This is a genomic window from Phyllobacterium sp. MT110 (assembly GCF_058792715.1).
The window spans coordinates 1,502,856-1,529,655 of record NZ_JBXAFE010000001.1 but is presented as its reverse complement, the minus strand read 5'-3'; the positions used below and the strand labels follow the sequence as shown (position 1 = coordinate 1,529,655).

The window sequence follows — 26,800 nt, the reverse complement described above, 5'->3', positions numbered from 1 at the left end:
TTTAGGCCCCGCGCGGCTTGGCAATATGTGTAATCTGGCAAAGCTGTTGCCGAATCTTTGCTGAGAGACTGTTTATGACGCTGGACCAGTTGCGCATCTTCATCGCGGTTGCCGAGCGCGAGCACATCACCCATGCGGCGGCGGCTCTCAACATGACCCAGTCGGCGGTGAGTGCAGCCATTACCGCGCTTGAGACCAGGCATGGCGTCACTCTGTTCGACCGGATCGGACGTTCCATCGTTCTCAACCAGACCGGGCGTGTGTTTCTGAAGGAAGCTATCGCCGTCGTTGCGCGGGCCAAGGCCGCGGAAACCGCATTGACCGACCTGGCCGGTCTGATGCGCGGCGAGCTCTCGATCATGGCAAGCCAGACGATTGCCGGGTACTGGCTGCCGGACATGCTTGCCGCCTACAGGAAACGTTATCCCGGCATTACGCTCGATATCCGCATCGGCAACACCCGGCAGGTTGCGGCGGCCGTGGAAGCGGGCGAGGCGGAACTGGGGCTGGTGGAGGGCAGGGTCGAGCATGCGCTGCTGTCGACCAGGGTCGTGGCGACGGATGACATGGTGATCGTGGTTGCTGCCGGTCAGCCCTGGGCCGCGCACCGCACTGTTGACGCGAGGGATTTTCGCGATGTCGCCTGGGTTCTGCGCGAAAAGGGCTCCGGTACCCGCTCGGCTTTTGAACAGTTGCTTGGTTCCGTGGGTATGGATCTGACGATGCTTGATATCGCGATGGTGCTGCCGGGCAACGAGGCAGTGATCGGAGCGGTCGAGGCCGGTGCGGGGGCGACGCTGATATCGCGCAGCGTTGCTTCGTCCAAGCTTCGCGCCAAGCTGTTGCGGGAAATTGCCTATCCGACCATGCCGCGGCCGTTCTATCTCCTGCATCACCGCGAGCGCTATCGCAGCAAGGCTGCGGATGCCTTTGTTTCCCTTGCGGAAGAGCGGGTATAGGCATTCATTCGATTTTGTCGATTGGTTTGACAAGTTTAATGCGTTGGAGTTGATGGGTTGGCGCTTGCTAAGGATGCTCTGCCAATGACGCAGAGATTCATCATGACCACGCTCGATACATCCACACGCTCCGTTCCCCGTTCGATTGCGCCCAAAAGACTGGGTATTGTCCGCCAGTTCACGCCCAACTGGTTTGCAACGACGATGGGGACGGGCATTCTTTCCATTGCCTTGGGGCAATTCCCCGACCAAGCTGCGGTGTTCGCCTTGGGTGAGGCGCTGTGGCTGGGCAATATGCTGCTCTTCGCCGCTTGCAGCCTGGCCTATGTCACCCGTTGGCTCCGCTATCGCCAAGAGGCGAAGCGGGTGTTCGATCATCCCGTCATGTCGATGTTCTTCGGCTGCATTCCCATGGGGCTTGCGACCATCGTCAACGGTTTTCTGGTCTTTGGTATTGCCAGGCTGGGTGAAAGTGCCGTTGCCATTGCCTATGCGCTCTGGTGGCTTGACGTGGTCCTTTCCGTGGGAATTGGGCTTGCCATACCGCTCATGATGTTCACCCGGCAATCCCACGCGATGGAGCAGATGACGTCCGTCTGGCTTCTGCCGGTGGTTGCCAGCGAAGTTGCGGCGGTCAGCGGCGGCCTGCTCCTGCCGCACCTTGCCGATGCCTCCACGCAGCTCTCCGTCCTTCTTGCCAGCTATGTGCTCTGGGCCCTGTCCGTGCCGCTGGCGATGTGCATTCTCGTTGTACTGTTCCTGCGCATGGCGCTGCACAAGCTGCCGGCGCCGAACATGGCCGCATCGAGCTGGCTTGCCCTCGGACCGATCGGGACCGGCGCGCTCGGCATGTTCGTGCTCAGCGCCAATGCACCCGACATCCTCACCGCCCACGGATTGGGCGCTGTCGCCGGTGCTGTCTCCGGCGCGAGCCTGCTTGCCGGCGTGATCCTCTGGGGCTACGGCCTGTGGTGGCTGGCCATGGCCGTGATGATCACCATCCGGTATTTCCGTGACGGCATTCCATTCAACATGGGCTGGTGGGGCTACACTTTCCCGCTGGGCGTCTATGCGGTGGCAACCCTGCGCCTGAGCCATATTTTCCCGGTTGCCAGCATTGGCCTGTTTGCGGAAGTGCTGGTGATCACCCTTGCCATGGTCTGGCTCGTTGTCGGCGCGCGCACGCTTCGCGGCGTCTGGCTCGGTCAGGTGTTTGCCGATCCGAGCCTGGAAACCCGTGCTGCCTAACCGGCAGCGCTGGTGGCAGCCTTTTTATCCCCGGCGGATTGGACCGCGGATGCCTGCTTCTTGCGGGCATCCGCATAGCGCTGGGCAATGACGGCACAGGCCATCAGCTGGATCTGGTGAAAGAGCATCAGCGGCAGCACGATGCTGCCGATGTTCTGTCCGGCGAAGATCACCGTGGCGATGGGTACGCCGCTGGCAAGGCTCTTCTTCGAACCGCAGAAGGTGATCGCGATCTCGTCCTCCTTGGAGAAACCCAGCCAGCGGCTGCCATACATGGTCGTGAGCAGCACAAGCGCCAGAAGCACGATGTTGACGGCAATGACCACGCCGAGATCTCGCAGCGACATGGTCTTCCACAGGCCTTCATTCACCGACTCGCTGAAGGCGAGATAGACCACCATCAGAATGGAGCCGCGATCCACCGGCATCAGGATTTTCTTCTTGCTGCGGATGAAATCGCCGATCCATGGCTGCAGCACCTGTCCAAGGATGAAGGGCGCCAGCAATTGCAGCAGAATGGATTGCAGCGCATCCAGCGAGAACCCGGCATGGCCGCTGGCGGAAAACAATACGCCGGCCAGAAGCGGCGTCAGGAACATGCCGAAAATATTCGAGGCGGATGCCGAGCAGATGGCGGCCGGTACATTGCCGCCGGCAATCGATGTAAAGGCGATGGACGATTGCACCGTTGAAGGCAGCACGCACAGAAACAGGATACCCGTATAGAAGGCAGGCGGCAGCATTGTCGGAACAAGCACACCGGCAGCCAGGCCGAAAATCGGGAACAGCACGAAGGTGGCCGCGAGAATCGTCAGATGCAGCTTCCAGTGCAGAAACCCGGCAATGACCACATCCCGCGACAGGCGTGCGCCGTGCAGGAAGAATAGAAGCCCGATGGCCACTTTCGTCGCCAGACCGAAATAATCGGCGGCGACGCCGCTGACAGGAAAAAACGATGCCAGCACGACGGTCGCAACAAGCATCAGGGTGAAATTGTCAGGCAGGAAACGGGACATGGCTGTTATTCCGGTACGATAGATTTGCGGCAGCATCCACTATCATGATATAGGATGCAAGGAATAACACTTATCATGATTCAGGATTTCAAATGCTTGATCTCATGCAATTGCGCAGTTTCGTCGCCCTGGAGCAGATGGGCAGCTTTTCCATGGCGGCGAAAAAGCTGGGGCTGGGGCAGTCCACGGTCAGCCAGCACATCCAAAGGTTGGAGACGCAGCTTGGCCGCAGTCTGGTGCAGCGCGATACGCATCGTCTTGCCCTGACGCCGGATGGCGAGGCGCTGCTTGCCCATGCGCGGACCATGCTGACGATCAATGGCGAAGTGCAGGCGCTTTTCGCCGAGAACAGCTTGCGCGGCCATCTGCGCCTTGGCGTCTCCGAGGATTTTGTCACCAGCCGTCTGCCTGACGTGCTGGAGGATTTTGGCCGGGCGCACCCGTCTGTCGACCTGGAACTCACGGTATCCCTGAGCGGTGTCCTTTATGAAATGCTGGACCGGGGCGAGATCGACCTGGTCCTGGCCAAGCGCCGCCTTGGCGATCCGCGTGGCGAGCTGGTCTATCGCGAGCCGCTGGTCTGGCTGGCGCGCGATCCGGCGCGTCTTGGCGGAAAGCAGAAGGCGCTGCCGCTGATCGCCTTTCCGCCGCCAAGCATCACCCGCCGCGTTGCGCTGGAAACCCTGGAAAAGCACCAGATTCCCTGGCGCATCGTCTGCACCTGCGGCAGCCTCAGCGGGCTGATTGCGGCAGCGAGAGCCGGCATGGGTGTTCTGGTGCAACCGCGCAGCATGGTTCCGGCAGGCTTGCAGGAGCTTCCCGCGGGCCGGTTGCCCACACTCGAGGACGTGGAATTCGTGCTGGTTCCGCGCAAGGGCGCCGACGGCGAACTGATCGCGGCGCTGTCGAAGGAAATCCTGTCGAATGTCCGCAATTTCCAGAGCGCCGGCTAAACCTCGGTAAGGCTGCTGAACACCAGTCCCGACGGATTGGCCTTGGCTGAAGCCTTGATCGCAGCGATGGATGCGCTGACCCGATTGACATCGGCATGCATGAGGCCTTCGGCGATCTCCAGCACGGCAATGCTGCAGCGCATGAGCGGGAAGTGGCGCTCGCCGCCGGACCGGTCGTGGGCGCGGATGGCGCCGGCGACGCGGTCTTCCGGCGTATAGAGATCGAGCACATTGGTCTGGAAATCACTCAAGAGCGCGGTCAGCCGCTCCTCGATTTCCGCCCGGCCGCCGCCGCTCATGCCGATGAAGAAGTCGTCACCGCCGACATGGCCGAGGAACTTGTCTTCCCCGACAAAATGATGGCGGAGCAGTGAGGCAAACAGGCCGATGGCCAGATCGCCCTTCTGGAAGCCGTAATGGTCGTTGAACGGCTTGAAATTGTCGAAGTCGCAATAGCAGAAGAAGCGGGTCGACGAACTGTCCCGCATGATGTCCTGCACGTAGTCGCGGATGGACCGGTTGCCCGGCAGGCCGGTCAGCGGGTTCTGGTCCTGTGCCGTCTTCAGCTGCTTTTCGTTGATGATTTTCAGCAGGGACGAGGCGGATAGCACACCGGCATAGCGCAGGTTTTCGGTAAGGATCACGCAGTCGCTGCCGTCGATCCCGGCAAAAATCTTGAGCATCTGCTCGGCGGGCGTATCGAGATCGGCGATGGGGGTGCCGGTGACGAAGTGCGAGATGCCGCGCTGATAAATGCGGTTCTTCAGGAGATCGCGGCCGAAGGGATGATAGATCATCGCCTTGACGTGGTATTCGTGCAAAACACCGCGCGGCTCGTCATTGGCGCTGAGCACCGGAAAAAAGCTCTGCTGCGGGTTTTTGCGGAACAGCTCGAAGACATTGTCGAGATCGTCGTTCTCGCGCACGGCGGGAAGGCGCTGCACCTGCGCCCGGATGAGAATGCTGTCGAGCGTCGTGGTTTGGCGGCGCCCGCTACCTGCCTGTTCCAGATGGGGATAGATATCCTGCAGCTCCCCGACATTGGTGGTGGGGCGCGCGATGTAATATCCCTGAACGAGATCGCAGCCGAGATCGCGGCAGACAATATACTCCGCTTCGGTCTCCACGCCTTCAGCGATGACGCGTGCGCCCAGCATATGCCCCATCTGGACAATCTGCTTGACGATGTGGCGTTTGCGCGGGCTGGCATCGAGGCCTGAGATGAAGTGGCGGTCGATCTTCACATAGTCGGTCGGATAATCGCAAAGCAGTTTCAGCCCGTTGAACCCGACACCGAAATCATCGATGGCAAGCTTGAAGCCGCCATGGCGCAGCTTGTTGATCAGCGCGGTGAACGCCGCATCCTTGGTGTTGTCGAAGCGCTCGGACAGTTCGAAACAGATGGAGGAGGGGCGGATGCCGGCCTTGATCAGCTGCTGGGTCAGACGTTCGATGAAATTGGTGCCCAGGCTGATCAGGCGTGCATCGATGTTGATGAACAGCATGCGGTGGGTGAAGCCGGGCAGGCCGGAAAACCCGGCAAAGGCCCGGCCGTTGATCATCTGTTCCAGTTCGGCCAGCTGGCCGACATCATGCGCCTTGTCGAGCAGTTCGGGCGGCGAGCCGAAACCCAGCCGGTCAAACCCGCGCATGAGCGATTCATAGCCGAAGGTCGCTCCCGTTGCCGCCTCGACGATGGGCTGGAAAGCGGTTTCTATGGCCAGCTTGGCGAGGGTCACGAGCTGATCGTCACCAAAACGGCGCAGGACCAGCATTTCGGCAGGTTGGAAGGACATGAGGTACTCCGGCATGGATGCAAATTGCCGCCGGATAATTTCCGCCTATCCTTGAATATTCCGTTTCTGCCAGATGACAGTTTTATGAAGTTTGCCGCAGGTATTGGGCCGGGGCGTGCCGGTGGTGGTTTCAGCGCGTTTCCGGCCTCACAGTTCACCCGAAATCTCCCGCCGCCGCTGGTCGAGTTCTTCGCTGTAGCGGCGCAACGTATGGCTTTCCGTAAGAAGCCCGACGACGTTGCGCTCGATGAGATTGTCGATGACGGCCAGCGCTTCGCTTTCCGTCTTGTCGAAGATGCCGACCGCCTGCTTGGCATTCATCTGCGGGTGCAGATAATCGCTCTGGTATTTCATCAGGCTGCCGATTTCCTGGGTACTGGCCGATTCATCGACAATTTCCGAATGGGCTTCGGGTACGAGAACAATACCGGCATATTTGCCCGCATCGTCGAGAACCACGACGCGCTGGGTGGAGCCGAGGGGAAAGTCGTGGCGGAAATCGGCGATGGTCATATGCGTCGATGCGGTGCGCACATCCCGGCGCATCAGACGGTCGACGGTGAGATTGCGGATCCAGCCGACATCGTGTGCGCTGCGGATGCTTTCGCCGCGCAGATGAAAGCGCCACGTGGCGAAGGAATAGCCAAAGGTGTTGCGCACGGTCAGCGATGCGGTGATGACGGCGGCCAGAACCAGCGCGGTGATCGGAAAATCCCCGGTAATTTCCAGAGCCAGGAAGGTCATGGTCAATGGTCCGCCAATGACGGCGACCGCAAGGGAACTCATGCCGACCACGGCGTAGATCACCGGTGTCAGCGTGGCGTGGGCGAAAATGAAGGGAGCGGAATAGGCGAATATCTTGCCGAGCAATGCCCCCATGAACAGCGACGCGAAAAACAGACCGCCGCGAAAGCCAGAGCCGATGGACACTGCTGACGCCGTCGATTTGAGCAGGAGGATGCCAAGCAGCGAGGCAATGGTTGCGGTATGACCGAGATTGAGGTGCAGGGCGCCATGGCCGCCGGACAGAACCTGCGGTGAAATCAATGCAAGCGCGCCCACCACAGCGCCGCCGATTGCCGGACGTATGGACGAGGGAACCGAGCTCTTGCGGGCGAGTTCCTCGACAAAGGAGACGCCCTTCATCAGCAGGATGCCTGCACCGGCACAGAGGATGCCGAGCAGCAGGGCCGGCACATAATCGGCGGGAACGACGGTGCCGAAACTGCCGACATCAATCATGAAATCGCTGCCGACAAGGGCGCGCGCAACGATAGTGGAGACAAGGGCGGACACGACAACCGGCGCGAGGCTGGTGATGGTGTAGGAGCCGATGATCAGCTCGAAGGCGTAGAACGATCCGGTCAGCGGTGCGTTGAAGGCCGCTGAAATGGCGCCCGCTGCGCCGCATCCAACGAGAATGCGCAGTTCAGCCCGGCGCAGCTGCAGGGACAGGCCAAGTTTCGAGGCCAGGCCCGATGCCAGCTGGGTATAGCCGGCTTCCAATCCCACGGATGCGCCGAAACCATTGGAAATGATATTCTGCACGGCGACAATGATGCTGTCGTTGAGGGAAAGGCGGCCGCCATGCAGGGCGTTGGCTTCGATGGGATCGACCATGGGACGCTTGCGCCAGCGGGCCAGGATCAGCACCAGAATTCCGAGCAGAATGCCTCCGGCGAGCGGAGCGGAAAAAACGATCATCTGATCCAGCGCGCTCATGGAACTCAGGCGTTCGCCTTCTTCGATCTTGAAAATGAGCTGATGCATTTCCTGGGTGATCAGGCTCATGCCCGTGACCACGACGCCCGCAACCAGACCGATCAGCGCAGCGGCCAGAACAAGCCCGAGCTCGCTGCCGCGCGCAAAGGCCCGGAGCCGGCTGGGTGCCAGAAGAATGGAAAGGACACCGAGGCGGCGAATGTTGAATTTTCGGAGCATTTTAGACTGCAGGGACGAGGAAAGTTGCCCGTGCAGGTTTATACCCAAGGCGCTGCCACGTCAAAACAAGAGGCACGCCAAGCGACCGGATTTTGGCTTCAGCCGCGTGTGTAGCCGGGCCGGTACGGCGCGCTGGGCCCCGGCTTCACCAGGGCAGCCTTGCGTGCCGCCGCCTCGGCCTGTTCGCGGCGCAGCTGATGGGCTCTTGCAGCATCGAGCGTCAGGCGCAGTTCAAAATTCCTGCGGACCGCACGGTCAAGCGAAAGTGCGGCAAGCCGCGTCACATCCGATACACCTGACGTATAGATCTGCAGGATGATGAGGGAGATTTCCTGCGCATAGACCTTTGAGCGCGGGCCAAGATCCAGCATGCGGAAAGCTTCAGCATAAGCCTTTCGCATGATTGCCAGGTCTTGCGGCGAGTAGACCGGTCCCGCTGAATCGCAAAAAATCATTTTTACCCCCGAAACGGCACGCAAAGCATGCCGTCACAACCCAATCAGCCCGTCACCAAACTATTGGTAATAGGCGCGGAGAACAACTGGAAATTGCGCTGAGGCATGCAGCCCATTGCAACGACCGTTGATGGGCTGATGCGATGGCGTGAATTCGACGCCTGTGCCGTCAGTGCGGGCAGGTCTGCGGCTGTCCGTTCAAGCCCTGATGCTTGATTTCGAACGTCGATTTTGACGTTTCGCCGTTTCGGGTGATCGTGACGACATAGATGCTGTCAAAATCATCTTTCTGCCATTTCGGCACGGCTCCGGCGTCGCCATTGTTGGCTTCGAGAAGGTCGCTGACGATATTGTCGATTTTCTTGTGTTCCCAGGCGACCAGAATGCGGGCATTGCGCAATTTTTGCTTGCTCAGGGCCTTGGTAAGGTCCTTGCGCTCGGACACGCCGATGCTTGCGTTGACCGGCAGGCCGAACGAAATGGCCGTCGGCTCGATCGTGGCCAGAGGGCGGATGTAGTCATAGTTCTCGCCGCCGTCTTCCTTCTGATCGGAGGGGTTCGGTGCGAAAATATAATCGGGCTTGCCCAGTGTCCTGGCAATCACCGGGGGAAGGGCGAGGGCGCGATTCAGCCCCTGGCAATTGAGCTGGCCCAGGCCTTTTTCCGGCTTTTCACCATGCCTGATAAAGGCGATCGTCTGGACGCTGTCGCTGCTCCAGGCGGGCGCCGTGCCGGCTGTCAAAGCCAGCATGGCAATTGCGGTGAGTGATCCGAATAAGCGTAGAGCCATGGTTGATTCCTTCCTTTGCCAATACCTATTCCGGCTAACATGGAAGCGCTACAGGATTCTTCGAGCGGCAACCCGTCAGGGCATGCAGGCTGGGACATGGGCCAATGCCATGATCCGGATGGATGAATGCCGTAGCGCCAGCCTGGAGATATCCCCATTGCGGTCCGCAATTGAACAAATGTGATGATTTGAAGCAGAAAAGTGCGTTTTTATGTTGGAAATGACCGTATAAGGATTGATAAAAGTTCTTTGTTGGGAAAAAGTACAATTAATATTACAAGGGGTATTGGAACTTGACCAAGCACACACCACTTCAGACACGGATTCGCGATCAATTGCAACGACGGTTCGGTGAGGACCTGCATGTTGGCGACCGGGTGAACGAGGCGGAAATTGCCGATGCCTTGGGGATTTCGCGCACGCCCGTGCGCAAGGTGCTCTGGCAGCTGCAGAATGAAGGTGTCGTCAGCTACGAGCAGCATCGCGGGTTTCGCCTCGCGGATGCAAGCGCCGACGTGTTTGATACGGATGCCGAGAAGAATGAGCTGCTGGATGAGAGGGTGATGCGCGACATGGCGCTCGGCCAGCTCGGCAGCGTGATCAGCGAGCGGGCGCTGATGCAGAAATATGCGGTCCCGCACGGCATTCTCATGTCAACCCTGCGCCGCCTGATGCGCGACCAGCTGGTCGAGCCTTCCGTCGGTCACGGATGGATTTTTGCCGACGTCAGTGCCACCGCCCTGGAGAGCGGATACAAGTTCCGCCAGATTCTTGAACCGGCCACCATTCTGGCCGATCCCTACTTCGTTGATGTCGAGGCCTTTCAGGCGATTGACCGCGACCATGCCAATACAATCGCCAATATCGAAAAGGTTGATCAGCGCCGGCTTTTCGATCTGGATGCCAAATTTCACCGGCTGATCGCGCTCGGCGCCAAGTCTGCGCATCTGGTTGACGCCATCGAGCGCCAGAACAATATCCGGCGGGTCAACGAATATATCGGGTTTGTCCGGCTCGACCGCATCCGCGAATCCCTCGGTGAGCACCGCAACATCATCGCGGCCCTGCTGCGCGGCGAGAGGCAGGTGGCTGCGGCCCTGATGCGGCTGCATCTGCAAATTTCCAGGGATGAGACATTCAAGCACATCGAGGACGATCTGGAGCGGGTCCGGGCAGGGGATTTGCATCTTTCCCTGGAGCAGGACTGATACGTCACCCGCCGGTCGCGGCACCGAGCTGATCCGCGGGCAGGATACCGATGTTCTGTTTGGGTCGTTTCCGTATTTATCTCAAGTATAGTGCAATAGAGAATTTTCACGCTGGCATCGCCTGATGTCGGGAGAAATCCCTATTTCAAGAAACATCATAGTGAATATGCCGATAAATGGACGTTTTTACGCGACCTGTAAGGTACTGTTGCGAGGTATGGTTCGTTGAGGTGACGATACCTGTAATAGCAGAAAAGCATTTTATATTGACAAAATGCAATATGTGAATTCTCATGAAGCGCAGATGCGATCAACGCATCGTTACTTCTGGAGGGATTCATGGACGCAACAGTACAGTCTTGGGAGCGCCGGGAACTTGGCAGCTTCTTCCACACATTCTCGGATCTGGTATCGCTGCGGGAGGATGGACCGGCCATCGTCGAGAAAGGTGATGGCGCCTATATCTTCGATACCGCCGGCAAGCGCTATTTCGAGGGCAACTCCGGCCTTTGGAACATGACGCTGGGATTTTCAGAAACGCGCCTGGCCGACGTTGCGGCCCGGCAATATGCGCAGTTTCCCGGTTATCACACCTTCTTTGGCCGCAACTCGAAGCCGACGGTGGCCCTGGCCGAGCGCATGCTTGAACTGGCGCCGGTGCCGATGAGCCGTGTCTTTTTCACAAACTCGGGCTCGGATGCCAATGAATCCGTCATCAAGCTCCTGTGGATGATGTGGGCGGCAGAAGGCCAGCCCAGACGGCGCAAGCTGCTGACACGCAAGAACGCCTATCATGGCGCCACCGTCATGGCTTCGGCGTTGACGGGCAAGGATTACGTGCGGGCCTTCGGCCTGCCCAATGCCGAGATCGTCACCCTCGACTGTCCGCATAGCTGGCGCTTTGCGCTGCCGGGTGAAAGCGACGAGGACTATTCCGCCCGGCTTGCTACCCGGCTCGAACAGCAGATTTTGGCGGAAGGCCCGGAGACCATCGCCGGCATGTTCGCCGAGCCCGTGATGGGCGCCGGCGGCGTCATCGTGCCGCCGGATGGGTATTTCCGCATGATCCAGCCGGTTCTGCAGCGTTATGGCATCCCGCTCGTCGCCGATGAGGTGATCTGCGGCTTCGGCCGGACGGGGCATCTGTGGGGTGCGCAGGCGGTCGGCCTGCGGCCGGATATCATCGTGGCATCAAAGAGCATGTCGGCGGGTTATTTCCCGATGGGCGCCGTGATGCTGTCGGCCGACATGGACAAGCGGGCGACCGCGGCCTGCGAACTCTGGGAAGAGTTTCCGCATGGTTATACCACCGGCGGTCATCCCGTCGGGTGCGCCATTTCGCTGGAAGCGATCCGCATCATCACGGAAGAGGGCATTCTCGACAATATTCGCAAGGTCGGCCCGGTTTTCCAGGCCGGATTGCGCACGCTGGCCGAACATCCCATGGTTGGGGAGGCGCGGGGCCTTGGCCTGATGGGGGCGCTGGAGATGGTGGCGGACAAGAAAACCAAGACCGCCTATGCGGGGGAGTATCGCGTCGGGGACCGGATCGCCAAGGCGGCACGGGATCTCGGCTTCATCATTCGTCCGCTCGGTGCCTCCGTGGTTCTGGCGCCGCCATTCATTGCCACGCTTGACCAGATCTGGCAGTTGCTGGATGTCCTGAAGCAGATTCTGGACGACGTTCATGCGGATGTGAGCAGGCATCACGCGTGAGGTATTGCGGCCTGCTCCCGGGCATTCCCGTCCGGGTGCAGGCCCTGCTGTATCCTGACAGGTTATGCCGCTGCCGCCAGACCGGCATTTTCCTTGAGCTTCCGGAATTTGCCGGATATTTGCGACAGCTTGGCTTCCCATTCGGGATTGGGCGATTGACCTTCAATCGTCCGGAAAAACACCTGCATCATGCATGTGATGGCAAACGGTTCGATGAGCGCGGCTTTGACGGCCCAGGCAAAGATGAGGGCGAGAAGAAAACCGCCTGATGTCCAGCTGCCCGGAATCCAGTAGAGCAGGGCCGCTGCCGGCGCCAGCATCACCAGGAATACGGCGATCGACAGGCCGTAGACAATGACGGTCAGAAACGCGGCGTTACGCAGCATCGTTCCCGCATTCTGGCCGTAGAGCACCAGTGCCGACTGTGCCGATTGCCAGGGATTGGGGCTGCGGGTCCGGATGATGTAGGCAAGCATGACCTCGTCGATGAAGCCGACGGCGATGCGCAGGAATGCCCGGATCAGCGACATGAGCTGGTCCAGGCCGGGAAGGGGCAGAATGGCTGCGATACCCTGCACCAGCCCGGTGATGGCCGTCAGCACGCCCTTTATCAGCTGGTCAACGGCAAAAAGGACGCTTGCCTCGGCAAACCGGTTTGCGACGATGCCCCTGGCATACTGGATCTGTCCCTGATTGTCCGGCAATGGCCTGCCGTCGAGAAGCTCCACCAGCACGGCAATATGCCCCGCCTTGACGGCGTAGAGGATATATTCCCGCATGAGATAGAGAGCCCCGGCAGTCATGCAGAAGCCCGCAAGCCCGCCGATGAAGATGGAATTGGCCCGGAAGTTTTCGTCGCCGAGGCCGCCGATACCCCAGCCGATACCGGCGCCGGTTGATGTGACAAGCACATAGGCGATGACAATGCCGAAATAGATCGCAATTCTAAGCGCGATGAACGGGGCCGTGCGCGCCATGAGGCCGAGTGAACGGCTGATACTGAAGTTCCACATGAGTGTCCTGCTTGATCTTTGAGAATGTGCACCTGCTGGCGTGCCTGATTGCCATTTCGGCCATTCACCCGCCTGCGGAGATTAGAAGCTCTGAAACACATCGCGTTGGCGGCATTTGCGCCGCCAACGGATTGTGCGCGCTAGCGCATTTTGACGAGTTCAACGCGCCGGTTCTTTGAGCGGTTTTCCTCGGTTGCATTGCTTGCTGCGGGGGCAGACATGCCCGCACCGAAGGAGCGCAGCCGCCCGATCGCGATACCGTAGCGATCCGCCAGCGTTCTGGTCACCGATGCTGCCCGGCGCTTGGACAGGTCGACATTGTAGTCGAAATTGCCGACGTCATCGGTGTGGCCAACGACCAGAACGTTCAGGTCCTGGTTCGATTTCATCATGTTGGCGATCTCCGCCAATGCAGCGTCGGATTCCGGCTTGATATCGATCCGGTCGGTGTCGAAGAAAATGCCATAGAGCGCAACGCGGCCGCTGGTATCGAGGGCCGTTGCCATTTCGCGGGCATTGACGGTGACCATTTTCTGTTCACGCTTTTCCGGTTCCACAACATTGACGAGGGCGATCGTCCGGTCGGTGAAACGGGCGCAATCGTCGGTGAAGCTCTTGGCAATGCGATAGGTGTGGACCGTCGCATAGGCATCCGCGCCGCCCTGCGGAAAGCTGGCTGCAAAAAAGCGCTGATCATCGATCTTGTACGGCAGGGCCGAGCAGCCCAACGCATCATCGAATTTCGCCTGCAGCTTGCTCTCGTCGATGAAGTACATCATCAGGCTGGTGTCTTCATTGCCGCCCGTAGGGACACGGGCCGACAGATCGGCGCTGCCGCCGCATTCTTCGCCCTTGCAGGAATAGAGAACCTTGCCGCCCTTCGCTGCGATTTCATCCTGATAGTTCCGCGTAACCTCGAGCGTGGAACGGCCTTCGGGGGTGAGATAAATGAGCCGGGTCAGTTCGCCTTCGACCGTCTGCTTCAGCTTGGGCTTGAATATCTCCATATAGCTCTGTTCGGTCTTCTCGCCCGTGTCGACCAGCGGAGACAGCGGAAAGGTGAAGTCGGTAAACTTTTGATGGAGATGGCTCAGGATGAGCGAACCCTCATAGCGCTTGAGCGCCGGGCTGTCCGATGCGCCCGCAATATCCTTTTTGGGCAGCGCCGTTTCCTGCGCCCATGCGGCTGTGGCCATCACGGCCACGATCAGGCTGGTGCGGACACATAGTTTCGTGAAGTGGTTGAACATGATTTTTCCTGTCAATGGTCAGTTGAGTTGTATTCGCCAAGGTATGAGCCTGTGCCGCCGGGTGTTCATCGGTGGCTTGGCGATGGGGGGTGCAATCCGCGATTCCTGGGAGACTGTTAGGGATGGCGCCGCCTCATTTTGCATTTTACAGGGTTATAATACAAAAAATTGACTTGCCCGGAAACAAGGGGAGCTGATAGATAGGCCATCGAAACATGTAAAATGAAAACTTCTGGACGCGCATCATGAGCAAGATTCATATCAACCTGACCATGCTGAAGGCTTTGATTGCTATCGTGGAAGAAGGCGGGTTTTCCCGCGGCGCCGACCGGATCGGCGTAAGCCAGTCTGCCGTCAGCCACGCCATCCGCGGCCTGGAACTCGCGATAGGCGCACCGCTGATCGAGCGGCAGCGGGGCAATATGGAGCTGACGGCGATGGGCCAGAAAGTTGCCGAGGAAGCGCGCGGCGTGCTGCAGGCCATCGAGCGGCTGCGGAAACTCGGCCAGAACCGGAATGTCTGCGGCACGGTGCGCGTCGGCGTTGTCGCCAGCATCGCGTCGCGGATTACTCCGGCAGCCTTGCGCGACCTGCGCCGCAATTTCCCCGATATCCGGCTCGATATCTGGGACGGAACTGATCAGGAAGTGCATGAATGGGTCAGAAATGGCCTGATCGACATCGGTATAGCCGGTATATGCGACGGTTTGAATGCCGAGCACTTCATGGAGGACAAACTGCTTCTCCTCGTTCCGCACGATCATGTCCTGGCCGGGCACGAGACCGTATTCCTGGCCGAATTGCAGGATGCCCGCTTTGTCGTATCGGCAACGGGGTGCGGACCGCAGATCGACGCGATGCTTGAGGAGGCCGGTGTTGCAATCGATGTTGTCGTGCGCGTGCGGGAAAAGGAAACACTGTTTTCGATGGTCCGGTCCCATGTCGGCTTGGCCATGGTGCCTGAATTGGCGCTGCCGGCCATTGTCGAAGGCTGTGTCGTGCGTCCTCTTGATCCGCCATTTTCCCGGAAGCTGTTTCTGATGCACGGCGATGCCAGCCTGAACTCGTCTGCCCGGGCGGTGGCTGACGCGTTCAGGCGTGCTTCATGCAGCTTTGCTTTTTGTTTGCCTGACGAAGCAATTCAGGACGACGCCAGAATCGAGGAAAAGACGGCCTGACGCGGGGCTCGATCCCTCCCGCAAGGGATCGAGCTTGCCGTGGTTACCGGCTAATGCACAAAGCCCATATGGCGCGGCAGCGACAATGTGATGTCCGGGATGAACGCGATCAGCAGGAGGCATATGAACAGGATCGCCAGATATTTGGCGATTGGCTTGACCGTCGCTTCCAGGGACACGCCGCCCACCGCACAACTCGTGTAGAGCCCGAGCCCCAATGGCGGCGCGAACAGGCCGAGCCCCATCGCGACGATGAGCACAATGCCGTAGTGCAGGGGATGGATGCCAAAACTCTGCGCCACCGGAATGAGCAGCGGGCCGAAGATGATCAGGGCCGGAGCGCCTTCCAGTGCCGCGCCCATGACGATGAGGATCAGGATGGAGGCGACGATGAACGCCCAGGAGCCTGCGCCGTGGCTGAGGTTGATCATGGCTTCCGCCAGCATGTGCGGCACCTGGTCGATGGTCAGCGAGAAGGCAACGGTCTGGGACGCCGCCACCACGAACAGGATCATACCGGCAAGCGTCGCGGAGCGGATGAACAGGTGTACCGTGCTGCGCCATGTCAGCTCCCGGAACACGATGCGTCCGACCAGCAGCGCATAGGCCACGGCGAAGGCGCCGATTTCAGTCGCCGTTGCAAAGCCGGAACGGTAGCCGCCGAAAATGATGACGATGACACCAAGGCTGACGGCACCGCTCCACAGGAGATTGTTGAGGCTGCGGCCCGAGGTTTCCACCGGGGCGGGTGGCGCTTTCTTGGAGAAGATGATGACGCCAAGGATCAGGGCACCGGCCATCAGGATCGCCGGATAAATGCCTGCGGCAAACAGGCCGCCGATGGACAGGTTGGCCACATAGCCGAGAATGATCAGGTTGATGCAGGGCGGAATGGTTTCCGCCATGACAGCGCTGGCCGCCAGGAGGGCCACGCCTTCCGACGGATCATGGCCCGATCGGCGCATGGCGGGGATCATGACCGTACCGACAGCGGTCACATCCGCCAGCTTCGAGCCGGAAATGCCTGAAAACAACACCATGCTGAGAATGGTGACGATGTTGAGCCCGCCCTTGCGCTCGCCGACACCCCGGCGCAGCAACTCAATCAGCCGCACCGACATGCCGTTCACTTCCATGGCAAGGCCGGTCAGGACAAAGAACGGTACGGCAAGCAGCACGAAATTGTCGATGCCGCTGGATGCCTGCTGGGCAAAGACCGCAAATGGAATGAAGCCATCGCCCAGAATGTAGAGCAGGGCGCCGACGCACAGCGAAAAGGCGATGGGAACACCGCTGGACAGGCAAATGGCAAACCCGCCAAGCATGAGAACGAGCGGGCTGGGCGCGTGATCAGGCAGAAGCGTTGTCCAGAGCGTCACCACACCCGCCAGAACAAGAAGCCCGGCCAGGCCCATTGCGATATCCGCCCGGGGATAGGCCAGCAGCCGTGCTGCGGTGAAAATGGCCATGCAGAAACCGCCGACAATGAGCGGATACATGAAGAGGTTTTGCGGCAGGCCGGTGGAGGTGACCTGCGTGGAGGCAGATTCGCAATATTCAATGGCGAAAACCGCCACGGCGAGTGTCACGCCGAGTTCGATCCACAAGCCGGCCGCTTCCACGCGGGATGCACGCTGCGGCGCCAGCTTGTCCCGCAGGATACGGATACCGACATGATTGCCCTTGGCGACCGCTGCAGCGCCGCCCAGGAAGGCGACGGTGATAAGCAGCATGCGCGCGACTTCATCGGCCCACAGAATGGTGTCGTTGAAGACAAAGCGCCAGAGGACGGCGATGATGACCAGCGCGAGATCGGCGGCCAGGGCGATGGCAGCAAGAATTTCGACGATGCGAAGGAGAGCGCCGACAAACGGCGCGCCCCTGACAGCTGGTGCATGGGCGGTGGGCAAGGCGGCCTCGACTGACATGGGCGACCTCAGGCCTTGGTGATGGATTCAAGCACGGGCTTGGTGCTTGGGTAGGCCTTGGCGAACTCGTCCCAGAGCGGCATGACAAGCTGCTTGAAGGCGGCACGGTCGACCTCGTGCGTCGTCACGCCATTGCCGCGCAGTTTTGCCAGCGCGCTGGCTTCAATCTCGTTTGCCTTGCTGCGCTGGAAGGCGGAGGCTTCCGCCGCCGCCTCGCGGAAGGCGGGCAGGTGTTCCGCCGGTATTTTGGACAGGGCGCGCCTGCCGATAACGATGGTCTGCGGATTGCAGATATGCTGGGTGAGCGAGATGTGCTTGGCCACCTCGTAGCATTTCAGTGCCAGGACGGTCGGCGCATCGTGCTCCAGTCCGTCAATGACGCCCGTCTGCAGGGCGGTGTAGACCTCGCCCAGCGACATTGGCGTGGGCGAAGCCCCCATCGCCTTCAGCGTCGCGACGAAATTGGCGACCGGCAGGACGCGAATCTTCTGTCCCTTGAGCAGTTCGGGCGTGTTGGCGGGCTGGCGCGCCGTTACATTGCGCCCGCCAAGACTATAGGCCCAGCTGACTACCTCGACGCCAATCTTGTCGGCAAAAATGCCGTTCAGCACCTTGCCCGCGCTGCCATCGAGTACCGGTCCGGCCGCATCCATCGAATTGAAGAGATAGCCGAGATCGAGAACACCGATTTCCGGCGCGAGCGTACCCCAGATGGAGGAGCCGGAGATCATCATGTCGACAATGCCGAGCTTCACCTGGCCGACAATGTCGGCTTCCTTGCCAAGCTGATTGTCGGGGAAATATTTGATCTCGACGGCATTGCCGACCTTGTTCTTCAGGCTGCTCTGGAAGCGGTCATACCACAGCCAGTGCGCCGAGTTCGGATCGGCGGGCAGGGACGACGACATGCGCAGGGTCACCGGGGCGGCTTCGGCGCGTGTCACGCGGCCAAGAATGGCAAATGTTCCGGCACCGGCAAGGCCAAAGCCAAATGCACGGCGTGTCAGGCGAAAATCATTCATAGTCTCTCCTCCACATCGGCCACTCCCCGTGGCCTTGATTGTTCCCGACGCCAGACATGATCGGCGTCACCCCATGCTGCCGTTCTTCCTCAGGACGGCTTCGGACACGATGGCGGACTCCTCAACCCGCCTGCCGTGTTGCCGGCTCTATGCAGGCTTTGCTTGGTTCAGGCGGATTCCTGTGCGAAACAGCATGGGTGCCATGTTTATCCGGCACCGGATTCTGGTTCACAAACAGGCCGTCGCTTGACCGCGGCTGGCACGGCATATACTAGTATGGTAGTATGATATGGTAATCGATGCAATGCAAGCGGATTGGAGGAGCAGGTTTGACGATTGATCTCAGCCGTGGTGGCTCAACGGCGCACCGGCTCGAAAAGGAGCTGCTCAGGGCCATTGTTTCGCTGGAGTTATATCCGGGCGTGCGCTTGTCGGAGCAGGAGATTGCCGAGCGCTACGGCGTTTCGCGCCAGCCCGTGCGCGAAGCTCTGATCGCGCTCAGCAAACAGCAGTTTGTCGAAGTGCTGCCGCAGCGGGGCACGATGGTGGTCAAGATTTCCATTGCCAAGATGCGCGAGGCACGGTTTCTGCGCGAGGTGATCGAAAGCGCCGTTGTGCGCCGCGCCTGTGAAGCGTTTGATCCGGCAAGCCGGGAAAAGATCGACGAGGCGCTTGAAGCGCAGGCCCGTGCGGCCGCCCGCACCGACCACAGCGCTTTCCAGAGATTTGACGAGCAGTTCCACATTGCGCTTGCGGAAGGCGCGGGCTGTCCCATGGCGTGGTCGGTTGTCGGCAACCTCAAGGCGCATATGGATCGGGCCTGTCAGCTTACCCTGCTGAATGCGGCAGCCATGCAGCTTCTCATCCAGCAGCATCAGGCGATCGTCACCGCCATCGATGCGGCCGATCCGGAAGCGGCGGAAGCGGCCATGCGCCACCACCTCACCGAAATATTGCGGGCTCTGCCGGAGGTCGAGAAAAACCATCCGGACCTGTTCGAATAAGGGTCAGCTTATCGCATCGTGCCGGCTCGACTTCAGCTCCCGGCCGAGAAGCAGGACCATGACTGCCGCTGCCGCAAGGCAGCAGGCAAGCACGCCCATACCGATCTGGAAACTGCCGGTACTCTGCTTGATCCAGCCGACGAGATAGGGGCCGACGAAACCGCCGAGATTGCCGACAGAATTGATCAGCGCGATGCCGCCGGCCGCCGCCGTTCCCTGCAGGAAGACCGGTGGCATGGCCCAGAAGGGTCCGAGGCTCGCATAGATGCCGATGGAAGCAATGCCAAGACAGAGCAGGGCCACCAGATTGGACTGGAGATAGACGCTGCCGATGAAGCCGATGGCGCTGACAGCCGCGGCAATGGCGACATGCCAGACCCGCTCGCCGGTTTTGTCGCTGTGCCTGCCCCAGAGCAGCATGGCGATGGCGCTGACGAGATAGGGGAGCGCGGTGATGAAGCCGACCTGCGTGTTGGTAAAACCCATTGCCTTGATCATTTGCGGCAGCCACAGGCCGATGCCGTAGAGCCCGATCACGATGCCGAAATAGACAAGGCCGAGGAGCAGCACCCGCCTGTCGACCAGGGCAGGCCAGAGCCTGTGCTGGGCGCGGCCGGAATGGGCGAGGTGATCCTTGTCCAGTCTCTCCTGGACGATGCGGCGTTCGGTCAGTGTCAGCCAGGGTGCCTGCGCCGGGCCATTGGGCAGCAGGCGCAGCACCGCAAGGCCGAGCAGGCATGACGGGATGCCCTCGATGATGAACAGCCACTGCCAGCCTTTCAGCCCCCAGGCGTGCTCGATCCCGATGATCAGGCTGGAAAGTGGTGCGCCGACGGCGCTGGCCAGCGGCACCGCCGCCATGAACAGGCCGATGAATTTTGCCCGTTGCGCCGCCGGAAACCAGTAGGTGAGGTAAAGGATCATGCCGGGAAGAAAGCCCGCCTCGGCAAGGCCGAGCAGAAAGCGCAGGATGAAGAAACTCCATGGCCCCTGTACAAAGGCCATGGCGGCAGAGACAAGTCCCCAGGTGATCATGATGCGGGCGATCCACAGCCGCGCCCCGACCTTCTCGAGAATGACGTTGCTGGGCACTTCAAACAGGAAATAGCCGAGAAAGAAGATGCCCGCACCCCATCCATAGACATAGGGCGTCAGACCGACATCATCGTTCATGGTGAGGGCCGCAAAGCTGATATTCACCCGGTCGAGAAATGCGACGAGATAGAGCACCATCATGAAAGGAATGATGCGCAGGCTTATTTTACGGTACGGATCTACCGTTTCGTTCAGTGACATGCGTGCCTCCCAACCCACTGTCGTGATCTGCCGCTTCTTTGTCAGGCCAGATCGATCGTCTTGTTCTTGAATTCCTGCAGAATCATCTCATTGATATCAGAAATGATGGCGATCCGGCCATTGTTAGGATCACCGATCCGGAACTGCGCCAGAAGCGTGATGTTCATGCGGCAGCGCTGGCGCATCGTGGTGGCAAACACAGATTTTGTTGCCGTCCGGATCGCGGAAATAGGCGCCGTAATAATGCGCATGATAATGTGGCCGAAGGCCGGGCGGACCGTCGCAACGGCCGCCGCTGGCCAGAGCCAGGGCATGGATGCTGTCGACACTTGCCCGGTCCGGCGCCAGAAATGCAATCATCTGACCGTTGCCGGATTGGGCCGGTTCCCCGTCAAAAGGCATTCCGATGAGAAAGAGCGGGCGCCCGCCATTCCGCGGCTGCCAGCCCGCCCACGGTTTCTGCGGATCGGAAAAACGCAGCCGATTGCCCAATATCTCCATGATCGGGGTATAGAAGGCGACCGCGCGCGCGAAATCATTGGTGCCGACGTAAACATGCGAAAACATGGATGTCCCCCTTGGTCGCCCTGCGCTCCGGTTGTAGGGCTGCACAGCACCCTCAGATTCGGATTTGCGCCGGAAATTAGCACGGCGGGCGTTGCGGGCAAGCGCTGCAATTGTGTATCGGTGGTTTTGCCCATGAAAGGAAATTCAAATTGTCTCCAACCACTTCCGCCGTTTTCAGCAAGCCGTTTGCGGCACTGCTTTTCGACATGGATGGCACGATCCTCAATTCGCTGGCTTCCGCCGAGCGCATATGGGGCAACTGGGCACGCCGCCGGGGCCTTGATGTGGAAACGTTCCTGCCAACCATGCACGGCGTTCGCGGTGTCGACACGATCCGCCGGCTGGCTTTGCCGGGGGTGGACCCGGAAGCGGAGGCAGCGGAGATCGAGCGGGAGGAAATCGACGATGTCGAAGGCATCGTCGCGATTGCCGGAGCAGTGGCGTTTCTGAACTCTCTGCCGCCGCAGAGCTGGGCGATCGTGACCTCAGCGCCCCTTGCATTGGCACAGCGGCGGCTGGAGGCTGCAGGCATTGCCGTACCCCGGACCATGGTGACGGCCGAAGACGTGTCGGTCGGCAAGCCGAATCCGGAATGCTATCTGCTCGGTGCCGAAAAACTCGGCGTGGATATTGCGGACTGTCTGGTTTTTGAAGACGCGCCAGCCGGTATTCAAGCCGGTGAGGCGGCAGGTGCCGAGGTCATCGTGGTGACGGCGACGCAGGTGCACGCGATTGCCACCGCTCACCCGACAATCGCCAGCTACGACACCATCGCCGCCAGTGTCGGCACTGACGGGAAAATCTCCATCGTCAGCCGGTAGGGCGAACGGGACCGGGCGTTCAGGCGTTCGCCCGGCTAGTGGAACGAATTTGACATTCGCATCCCATTTCACATGACGCGCAGCATGCGAATGTCGAATTCAAAGTTCCACTAGAATCTTATCGCTGCTAGTGGTCCTTTGATTCTGACATTTGCCTGAACGGCCGGTATCAACGGGATGCAAATGTCAGAATCGGACCACTTGCATAGAGATTGCCATACTGTTCGCGCAGCACGTTCTTCTGCACCTTGCCCATGGTGTTGCGCGGCAGGTCATCGACGAAAATGATCCGTTTGGGCTGCTTGTAGCGCGCAAGGCGATCCTGCAGCGCGTCGAGAATGGCTTTCTCATCGATGTCGGCGCCGGGGTGCCGGACCACGACGGCGGTCACGCCCTCGCCGAAATCCGGATGGGCAACGCCGATCACCGCGCTTTCCACGACGCCCGGCAGTTGATCGATTTCGGTTTCCACTTCCTTGGGATAGATGTTGTAGCCGCCCGATATCACCAGATCCTTGCCGCGGCCGACAATGTGCACATAGCCACCCGCATCGATCTTGCCGAGATCGCCGGTGATGAAGAAGCCGTCATCGCGGAACTCCGCCTTGGTCTTCTCCGGCATGCGCCAGTACCCCTTGAACACATTCGGCCCCTTGACCTCGATCATGCCGGTTGCATCGGCCGGGAGCATCGCGCCGGTTTCCGGATGGGTGATGCGCACGGCAACGCCTGGAAGCGGGAAACCGACCGTTCCGGCAATCCGCTCGCCGTCATAGGGATTGGAGGTGTTCATATTGGTTTCGGTCATGCCGTAACGCTCCAGAATGGCATGGCCGGTGCGCTGCTGGAATGCCCGGTGCGTATCGGCAAGCAGAGGCGCCGAGCCGGAGATGAACAGCCGCATTCCCTGGACGGCATTGCGGGTCAGTCCTTCATTCTGCAAAAGCCTGACATAAAAGGTGGGAACGCCCATCATGGTGGTGGCGCGCGGCATCAGTGACAGGATTTCCGCCGGGTCGAACTTCGGCAAGAGGAACATCGATGCGCCGGACATCAGGATGACGTTGGTGGCGACGAAAAGCCCGTGGGTGTGAAAGATCGGCAGGGCATGGATCAGGCGATCCTTGGCTGTGAACTGCCAGTAGGCCCGCAATGTCAGGGCATTCGACAGGAGATTGTCATGGGTCAGCATCGCGCCTTTGGAACGGCCTGTCGTGCCCGATGTGTAGAGGATGGCGGCGAGATCGTCCGGTGCTCTTGGATTGTCGGGAAAATCCGCCGGTTGACCGCTTGCGATATGCATGAGCGAGCCGCCGCCGTGGTCATCGAGCGTCTCAACCAATGCTCCATATTTCGATGCCACGGCCTTGATGCCATCGGCTGCCTGCGGCGTTGCCACGACGAGACGCGGTTCGGCGTCACCGATGAAGTAGTCAAGTTCAGCGAGGGTGTAGGCGGTGTTCAACGGCAGATAGACCGCACCGCAGCGGATGCAGGCGAGATAGAGCATCAAGGCTTCGGCGCTTTTTTCCACCTGAACGGCCACCCGGTCGCCGGGCACAACGCCCAGGTCGCTGAGGGCGCCCGCAAACTGGCCGGAGCAGCGCAGCATGTCGCCATAGGTCCATGTGCGGCCGTTGCCTGTTTCAATGAACACCGTGTTGCCGGCTGGAATGGCATGCCGGATGGCGTCAAACAGGTGGTTGCTCATGAACTCAGTTCCTCGTCGTTTGCTGTGTTTTTGCCGCGGCGCAAACGACTGTAGCAGAACGCAAACGATACCGCCCAAGCGATATCGGGCTGAAAGCCTGACAGGCCGGTATAACTGGCGGGAGCGGATTTGCCGCTCCCGCCAGCAGAGAGATCGGGCGTTAGCTCTTGCCGCCGTTCTTCTTGCATTCGGCGCGGAACTTGTGGCGTTCCTTGCCGTGCAGGCCCTTGGCATCAGCCTGAGCCGAGCAAGCCTTGGAGATGGCTGTCTTGGCCGGAGTGGTTGTTGCTGTGGCAGCCGGGGCAGTAGCGGGCTTCTTGGCCATGGAATTGGCCGGCGGCTTCATCGTGGTTGCCGGTGCGGTTGTGGTCGCTGGCGCTGTCGTTGCGGGGGCTGCAGTCTGTGCCATCGCGCTTGTGCCGACAAAGGCAAGGATCGCGGTGGCGGTAAGGGTGGCAACTAGTCTCATGGTCGTTTCCTTTGAGTTACAAACCCGTTTTGTAGCGCGTCATGACGCGAAGTTTTCTCGCGCTACGGTTGCACCTGAGCACTGCTTGCATTTCGCCAAGCCCTTGCAAATCAATGAGATGCGCGGCGCTATACGTCATGCCAACATTGCTCGAGTCACAGAATATTGATCGACCGTGTTTTCTTTGTGTGCATCAACATTAATTTTTTTCCATGAAACGGCCATGTTTTGCAGCTGCTTGACGCTTGCCCATCACGGCTCTATATCGGCGCTTCAACCGAGAGCTGCACCGACGATGAAAGCCACCACGCTCGCAACCCGCTAGGCCGTAACAACCGTTTTCAACCGTTGTTGCGGCATTCAAAGCTCTCACCATGCTTCTTGCGTTGGGATCAATGATCGCCGCCGAACTTTCCTGTTCGCGTGGGATTTTTTGTTATGCTTTACCCCAAAGTTTGGACTTATTCGCTGCCGGCGGCCTTGCTGCTGATGGCTCCCTTTGATCTGCTCGCTTCGCTGGGCATGGATATCTATCTGCCCGTCGTCGTCCGCATGCCCGCGGTTCTCCGAACCACACCGGCAACAATCCAGCTGACACTCAGCCTGTACATGATCGTCCTTGGCTGCGGGCAACTGCTGTTCGGCCCGCTGGCCGACCGAATCGGGCGCAGGCCCGTCCTGCTCGGCGGGGCATTCCTGTTCGCGCTTGCCTCCGCCGGATTGGCCATGACCAGTTCGGCCGGCGTTTTCATAGCGCTGCGTGTTCTCCAGTCGGCGGGCGGGGCGGCGGCCCTGGTGGCAACCTTTGCCACTGTCCGCGACGTCTATGCGGCGCGGCCGGAAGGCGCCATCATCTATGGCCTGTTCGGCTCCATGCTGGCCTTCGTCCCGGCTTTTGCACCCATGTTCGGCGCGCTGGTTGACCATATGTTCGGTTGGCGGGCCATTTTCTGGCTGCTTGCCGGCCTTGCTGTTTTGTCCGGGCTGCATGCGTTTCTGCGTTGGCCCGAAACATGTCCGGTACAGACACATCCCGCGACACTCCAAGGCAGTTTTGGCAGGGTGTTCTCCAGCGTCACGTTCTGGACCTATACAATGGGTTTCAGCACGGCCATGGGGACATTCTTCACCTATTTCTCGACGGCGCCGCGCATTCTCATGCAGGCGCTTGGCTTGTCCTCGACCATGTTCAGTCTCGTCTTTGCAACCGTTGCCCTTGTCATGATCGTGTGCAGCCGCTTCGGCGGTGTATTCGTCCGGCGTTGGGGGCAGCAGGGATGTCTGGTCAGGGGCATGGCATTGTTCCTGGCCGGCGCGGTGTTGCTGATTGCGGGGCAGATGGTCCTGCCAATCTCCATTGCAACGTTCATGGTACCGATGTGGATCATGGCGTGCGCCATATCATTGACATCCGCCGTTGCGGCAAACGGGGCCTTGCACGACTTTGGCGATATAGCGGGAACGGCGACAGCCATCTACTATTTCATCCAAAGTGTGATTGTCGGGGCTGCTGGGACACTGGCTGTGGTCCTGCTTCCCGAGGCGAGCTTTTGGCCTGTTGCGGTGTTTGCAGCCGTCGCGGCCGTTGCCACGCTTGGCCTGGTGAGCCTGTCCGGACGTGATGAAAGACCTGTAACCCTTTAATTCCTAAGATAATTCGCGATCCCGGCAGGATGAGTGCCGGGGTCGCGGATATGGCAATCGGCTTATGCCCTGTAGGAATGCAGTTCCGGATCAAGCTCCACCTCCACCACATTGGTAAAGACCGCCGTGGCGATCATGATGCCGGCAAAGGCGACCAGGTTGACCAGCGTCGGCTCGTCATAACGCGCGGCCAATTTGCTCCACAGCCTCTCGGGTACCGCATTGGCATCGGCAACGACGGCCTTGCCGAAGTCCATCAGCACCGTTTCATCCGCATCCGGGACGATGGTCTCGGGCTGCAGGCCGGAATCGATCAGGGCGCGGCGGAAAAAGGCAACGGGCACATCCGCATGGCTTGCCTGCGCGATGGAGAGCGACAGAAGCCAGATGGCGCGATCCGGCAGGGCCGGGCGCAGCAGGTCGCGCAAGGTGAACCATTCGGCATAGATGCGGTGGGCGACGGGTGAATGCAGCATGATGCGCTTCATATTGGTCATGCGTCCGCGCAACTGCAGCTCCCGGTCATGCTCCGCGCGAACATCCGGTGCAGCGTGTTCATAAACGATCGGGGAAATGCGGCTCATGGGAAATATCCCTCTGTAACAGGTTTGCGGGGGTAGCGGGGCAGGATGCTCAAAGGCATATATTTTCTGGCGGCGGTGCGCCACGCAAAACCCGCTGGCAGATTCATTTCGCGGCAAAACCCGGATGTATTCCACATTGTGGAAAATTCTAGCTCCGGTTGCGGCAATTGTTGAAAGGTTTTTCGCCTGCTGCTCTGCACAAAAGATAGCCATCCCTCGCTCAATCCGTGT

At 59.9% G+C, this 26,800-nt stretch carries 23 protein-coding genes; 9 read left to right on the top strand and 14 right to left on the bottom strand.

What is annotated here, in order from left to right; genetic code table 11:
- The first annotated feature begins 74 nt into the window (after window positions 1-74).
- Together AC1Q5O_RS07955 and AC1Q5O_RS07950 are read left to right on the top strand one after the other, a co-directional pair.
- The gene (locus AC1Q5O_RS07955) at window positions 75-959 is read left to right on the top strand and encodes a LysR family transcriptional regulator (RefSeq protein ID WP_492562335.1); all 885 of its coding nucleotides are present in this window, start codon (window positions 75-77) and stop codon (window positions 957-959) included.
- A gap of 84 nt (window positions 960-1,043) precedes the next feature.
- Window positions 1,044-2,207: a TDT family transporter gene (locus AC1Q5O_RS07950; RefSeq protein ID WP_492562334.1), complete on the top strand. Its 1,164-nt coding sequence runs from the start codon at window positions 1,044-1,046 to the stop codon at window positions 2,205-2,207.
- On the opposite strand, the gene AC1Q5O_RS07945 is transcribed toward AC1Q5O_RS07950, so the two are convergent.
- Window positions 2,204-3,223, bottom strand: a complete 1,020-nt coding sequence (locus AC1Q5O_RS07945) for a bile acid:sodium symporter family protein (RefSeq protein WP_492562333.1) — start codon at window positions 3,221-3,223, stop codon at window positions 2,204-2,206. The two genes, AC1Q5O_RS07950 and AC1Q5O_RS07945, sit on opposite strands and share 4 nt — an antisense overlap.
- A gap of 92 nt (window positions 3,224-3,315) precedes the next feature.
- On the opposite strand from AC1Q5O_RS07945, the gene AC1Q5O_RS07940 reads away from it, so the two are divergent.
- Entirely contained in the window at window positions 3,316-4,176 is an 861-nt protein-coding gene (locus AC1Q5O_RS07940; protein WP_463012256.1) for a LysR family transcriptional regulator, read from the top strand.
- Here the strand turns inward: AC1Q5O_RS07940 and AC1Q5O_RS07935 are convergent.
- From AC1Q5O_RS07935 to AC1Q5O_RS07920, 4 genes are all read right to left on the bottom strand, one after another.
- Window positions 4,173-5,972: a GGDEF domain-containing protein gene (locus AC1Q5O_RS07935; RefSeq protein ID WP_492562332.1), complete on the bottom strand. Its 1,800-nt coding sequence runs from the start codon at window positions 5,970-5,972 to the stop codon at window positions 4,173-4,175. The two genes, AC1Q5O_RS07940 and AC1Q5O_RS07935, sit on opposite strands and share 4 nt — an antisense overlap.
- A gap of 147 nt (window positions 5,973-6,119) precedes the next feature.
- Entirely contained in the window at window positions 6,120-7,913 is a 1,794-nt protein-coding gene (locus AC1Q5O_RS07930) for a chloride channel protein (protein ID WP_492562331.1), read from the bottom strand.
- A 98-nt stretch (window positions 7,914-8,011) separates the two neighbouring features.
- A complete protein-coding gene (locus AC1Q5O_RS07925; protein ID WP_492562330.1) occupies window positions 8,012-8,314 on the bottom strand; it encodes a hypothetical protein in 303 nt (100 codons plus the stop codon).
- A gap of 223 nt (window positions 8,315-8,537) precedes the next feature.
- The gene (locus AC1Q5O_RS07920) at window positions 8,538-9,158 is read right to left on the bottom strand and encodes a hypothetical protein (protein ID WP_346307819.1); all 621 of its coding nucleotides are present in this window, start codon (window positions 9,156-9,158) and stop codon (window positions 8,538-8,540) included.
- A gap of 293 nt (window positions 9,159-9,451) precedes the next feature.
- Between AC1Q5O_RS07920 and AC1Q5O_RS07915 the strand changes: the two genes are divergently transcribed.
- Together AC1Q5O_RS07915 and AC1Q5O_RS07910 are read left to right on the top strand one after the other, a co-directional pair.
- A complete protein-coding gene (locus tag AC1Q5O_RS07915) occupies window positions 9,452-10,366 on the top strand; it encodes a GntR family transcriptional regulator (protein ID WP_288193125.1) in 915 nt (304 codons plus the stop codon).
- 339 nt (window positions 10,367-10,705) lie between these two features.
- Entirely contained in the window at window positions 10,706-12,082 is a 1,377-nt protein-coding gene (locus AC1Q5O_RS07910; RefSeq protein WP_492562329.1) for an aminotransferase, read from the top strand.
- A 62-nt stretch (window positions 12,083-12,144) separates the two neighbouring features.
- Here AC1Q5O_RS07910 and AC1Q5O_RS07905 read toward each other — a convergent pair whose 3' ends face one another.
- Together AC1Q5O_RS07905 and AC1Q5O_RS07900 are read right to left on the bottom strand one after the other, a co-directional pair.
- The gene (locus tag AC1Q5O_RS07905; RefSeq protein ID WP_492562328.1) at window positions 12,145-13,095 is read right to left on the bottom strand and encodes a hypothetical protein; all 951 of its coding nucleotides are present in this window, start codon (window positions 13,093-13,095) and stop codon (window positions 12,145-12,147) included.
- A 140-nt stretch (window positions 13,096-13,235) separates the two neighbouring features.
- Window positions 13,236-14,345: an OmpA family protein gene (locus AC1Q5O_RS07900; RefSeq protein WP_492562327.1), complete on the bottom strand. Its 1,110-nt coding sequence runs from the start codon at window positions 14,343-14,345 to the stop codon at window positions 13,236-13,238.
- A 245-nt stretch (window positions 14,346-14,590) separates the two neighbouring features.
- Here AC1Q5O_RS07900 and AC1Q5O_RS07895 point away from each other — a divergent pair, with 245 nt between their 5' ends.
- Window positions 14,591-15,523 (top strand): LysR family transcriptional regulator, encoded by a 933-nt coding sequence (locus tag AC1Q5O_RS07895; protein WP_492562326.1) that lies wholly within the window; start codon window positions 14,591-14,593, stop codon window positions 15,521-15,523.
- Window positions 15,524-15,573: 50 nt separating this feature from the next.
- On the opposite strand, the gene AC1Q5O_RS07890 is transcribed toward AC1Q5O_RS07895, so the two are convergent.
- Both AC1Q5O_RS07890 and AC1Q5O_RS07885 read right to left on the bottom strand, forming a co-directional pair.
- Entirely contained in the window at window positions 15,574-17,451 is a 1,878-nt protein-coding gene (locus tag AC1Q5O_RS07890; RefSeq protein WP_492562325.1) for a TRAP transporter large permease, read from the bottom strand.
- A gap of 8 nt (window positions 17,452-17,459) precedes the next feature.
- The gene (locus AC1Q5O_RS07885) at window positions 17,460-18,473 is read right to left on the bottom strand and encodes a TRAP transporter substrate-binding protein (RefSeq protein ID WP_492562324.1); all 1,014 of its coding nucleotides are present in this window, start codon (window positions 18,471-18,473) and stop codon (window positions 17,460-17,462) included.
- Between the two features lie 329 nt (window positions 18,474-18,802).
- Between AC1Q5O_RS07885 and AC1Q5O_RS07880 the strand changes: the two genes are divergently transcribed.
- Window positions 18,803-19,477: a GntR family transcriptional regulator gene (locus AC1Q5O_RS07880; RefSeq protein WP_223613010.1), complete on the top strand. Its 675-nt coding sequence runs from the start codon at window positions 18,803-18,805 to the stop codon at window positions 19,475-19,477.
- Between the two features lie 3 nt (window positions 19,478-19,480).
- Here the strand turns inward: AC1Q5O_RS07880 and AC1Q5O_RS07875 are convergent, their stop codons facing one another.
- Window positions 19,481-20,773 carry an MFS transporter gene (locus AC1Q5O_RS07875; protein WP_492562323.1) on the bottom strand — a complete coding sequence of 431 codons (1,293 nt, stop codon included), beginning with the start codon at window positions 20,771-20,773 and terminating at the stop codon, window positions 19,481-19,483.
- A gap of 129 nt (window positions 20,774-20,902) precedes the next feature.
- Window positions 20,903-21,340 carry a VOC family protein gene (locus AC1Q5O_RS07870; RefSeq protein ID WP_492562322.1) on the bottom strand — a complete coding sequence of 146 codons (438 nt, stop codon included), beginning with the start codon at window positions 21,338-21,340 and terminating at the stop codon, window positions 20,903-20,905.
- A 149-nt stretch (window positions 21,341-21,489) separates the two neighbouring features.
- On the opposite strand from AC1Q5O_RS07870, the gene AC1Q5O_RS07865 reads away from it, so the two are divergent.
- Window positions 21,490-22,161: an HAD family hydrolase gene (locus AC1Q5O_RS07865; RefSeq protein WP_492562321.1), complete on the top strand. Its 672-nt coding sequence runs from the start codon at window positions 21,490-21,492 to the stop codon at window positions 22,159-22,161.
- Window positions 22,162-22,330: 169 nt separating this feature from the next.
- Here the strand turns inward: AC1Q5O_RS07865 and AC1Q5O_RS07860 are convergent, their stop codons facing one another.
- Both AC1Q5O_RS07860 and AC1Q5O_RS07855 read right to left on the bottom strand, forming a co-directional pair.
- Window positions 22,331-23,872 (bottom strand): malonate--CoA ligase, encoded by a 1,542-nt coding sequence (locus AC1Q5O_RS07860; RefSeq protein WP_492562320.1) that lies wholly within the window; start codon window positions 23,870-23,872, stop codon window positions 22,331-22,333.
- Window positions 23,873-24,032: 160 nt separating this feature from the next.
- Complete coding sequence (locus AC1Q5O_RS07855; RefSeq protein ID WP_223613014.1) at window positions 24,033-24,341, bottom strand: PsiF family protein; 309 nt, start codon at window positions 24,339-24,341, stop codon at window positions 24,033-24,035.
- Window positions 24,342-24,779: 438 nt separating this feature from the next.
- Between AC1Q5O_RS07855 and cml the strand changes: the two genes are divergently transcribed.
- Window positions 24,780-25,985 (top strand): CmlA/FloR family chloramphenicol efflux MFS transporter, encoded by a 1,206-nt coding sequence (gene cml, locus AC1Q5O_RS07850; RefSeq protein ID WP_492562319.1) that lies wholly within the window; start codon window positions 24,780-24,782, stop codon window positions 25,983-25,985.
- A 62-nt stretch (window positions 25,986-26,047) separates the two neighbouring features.
- Here the strand turns inward: cml and AC1Q5O_RS07845 are convergent, their stop codons facing one another.
- Window positions 26,048-26,569, bottom strand: coding sequence for a hypothetical protein (locus tag AC1Q5O_RS07845; protein WP_492562318.1), 522 nt, complete (start codon window positions 26,567-26,569; stop codon window positions 26,048-26,050).
- Window positions 26,570-26,800: the final 231 nt, after the last annotated feature.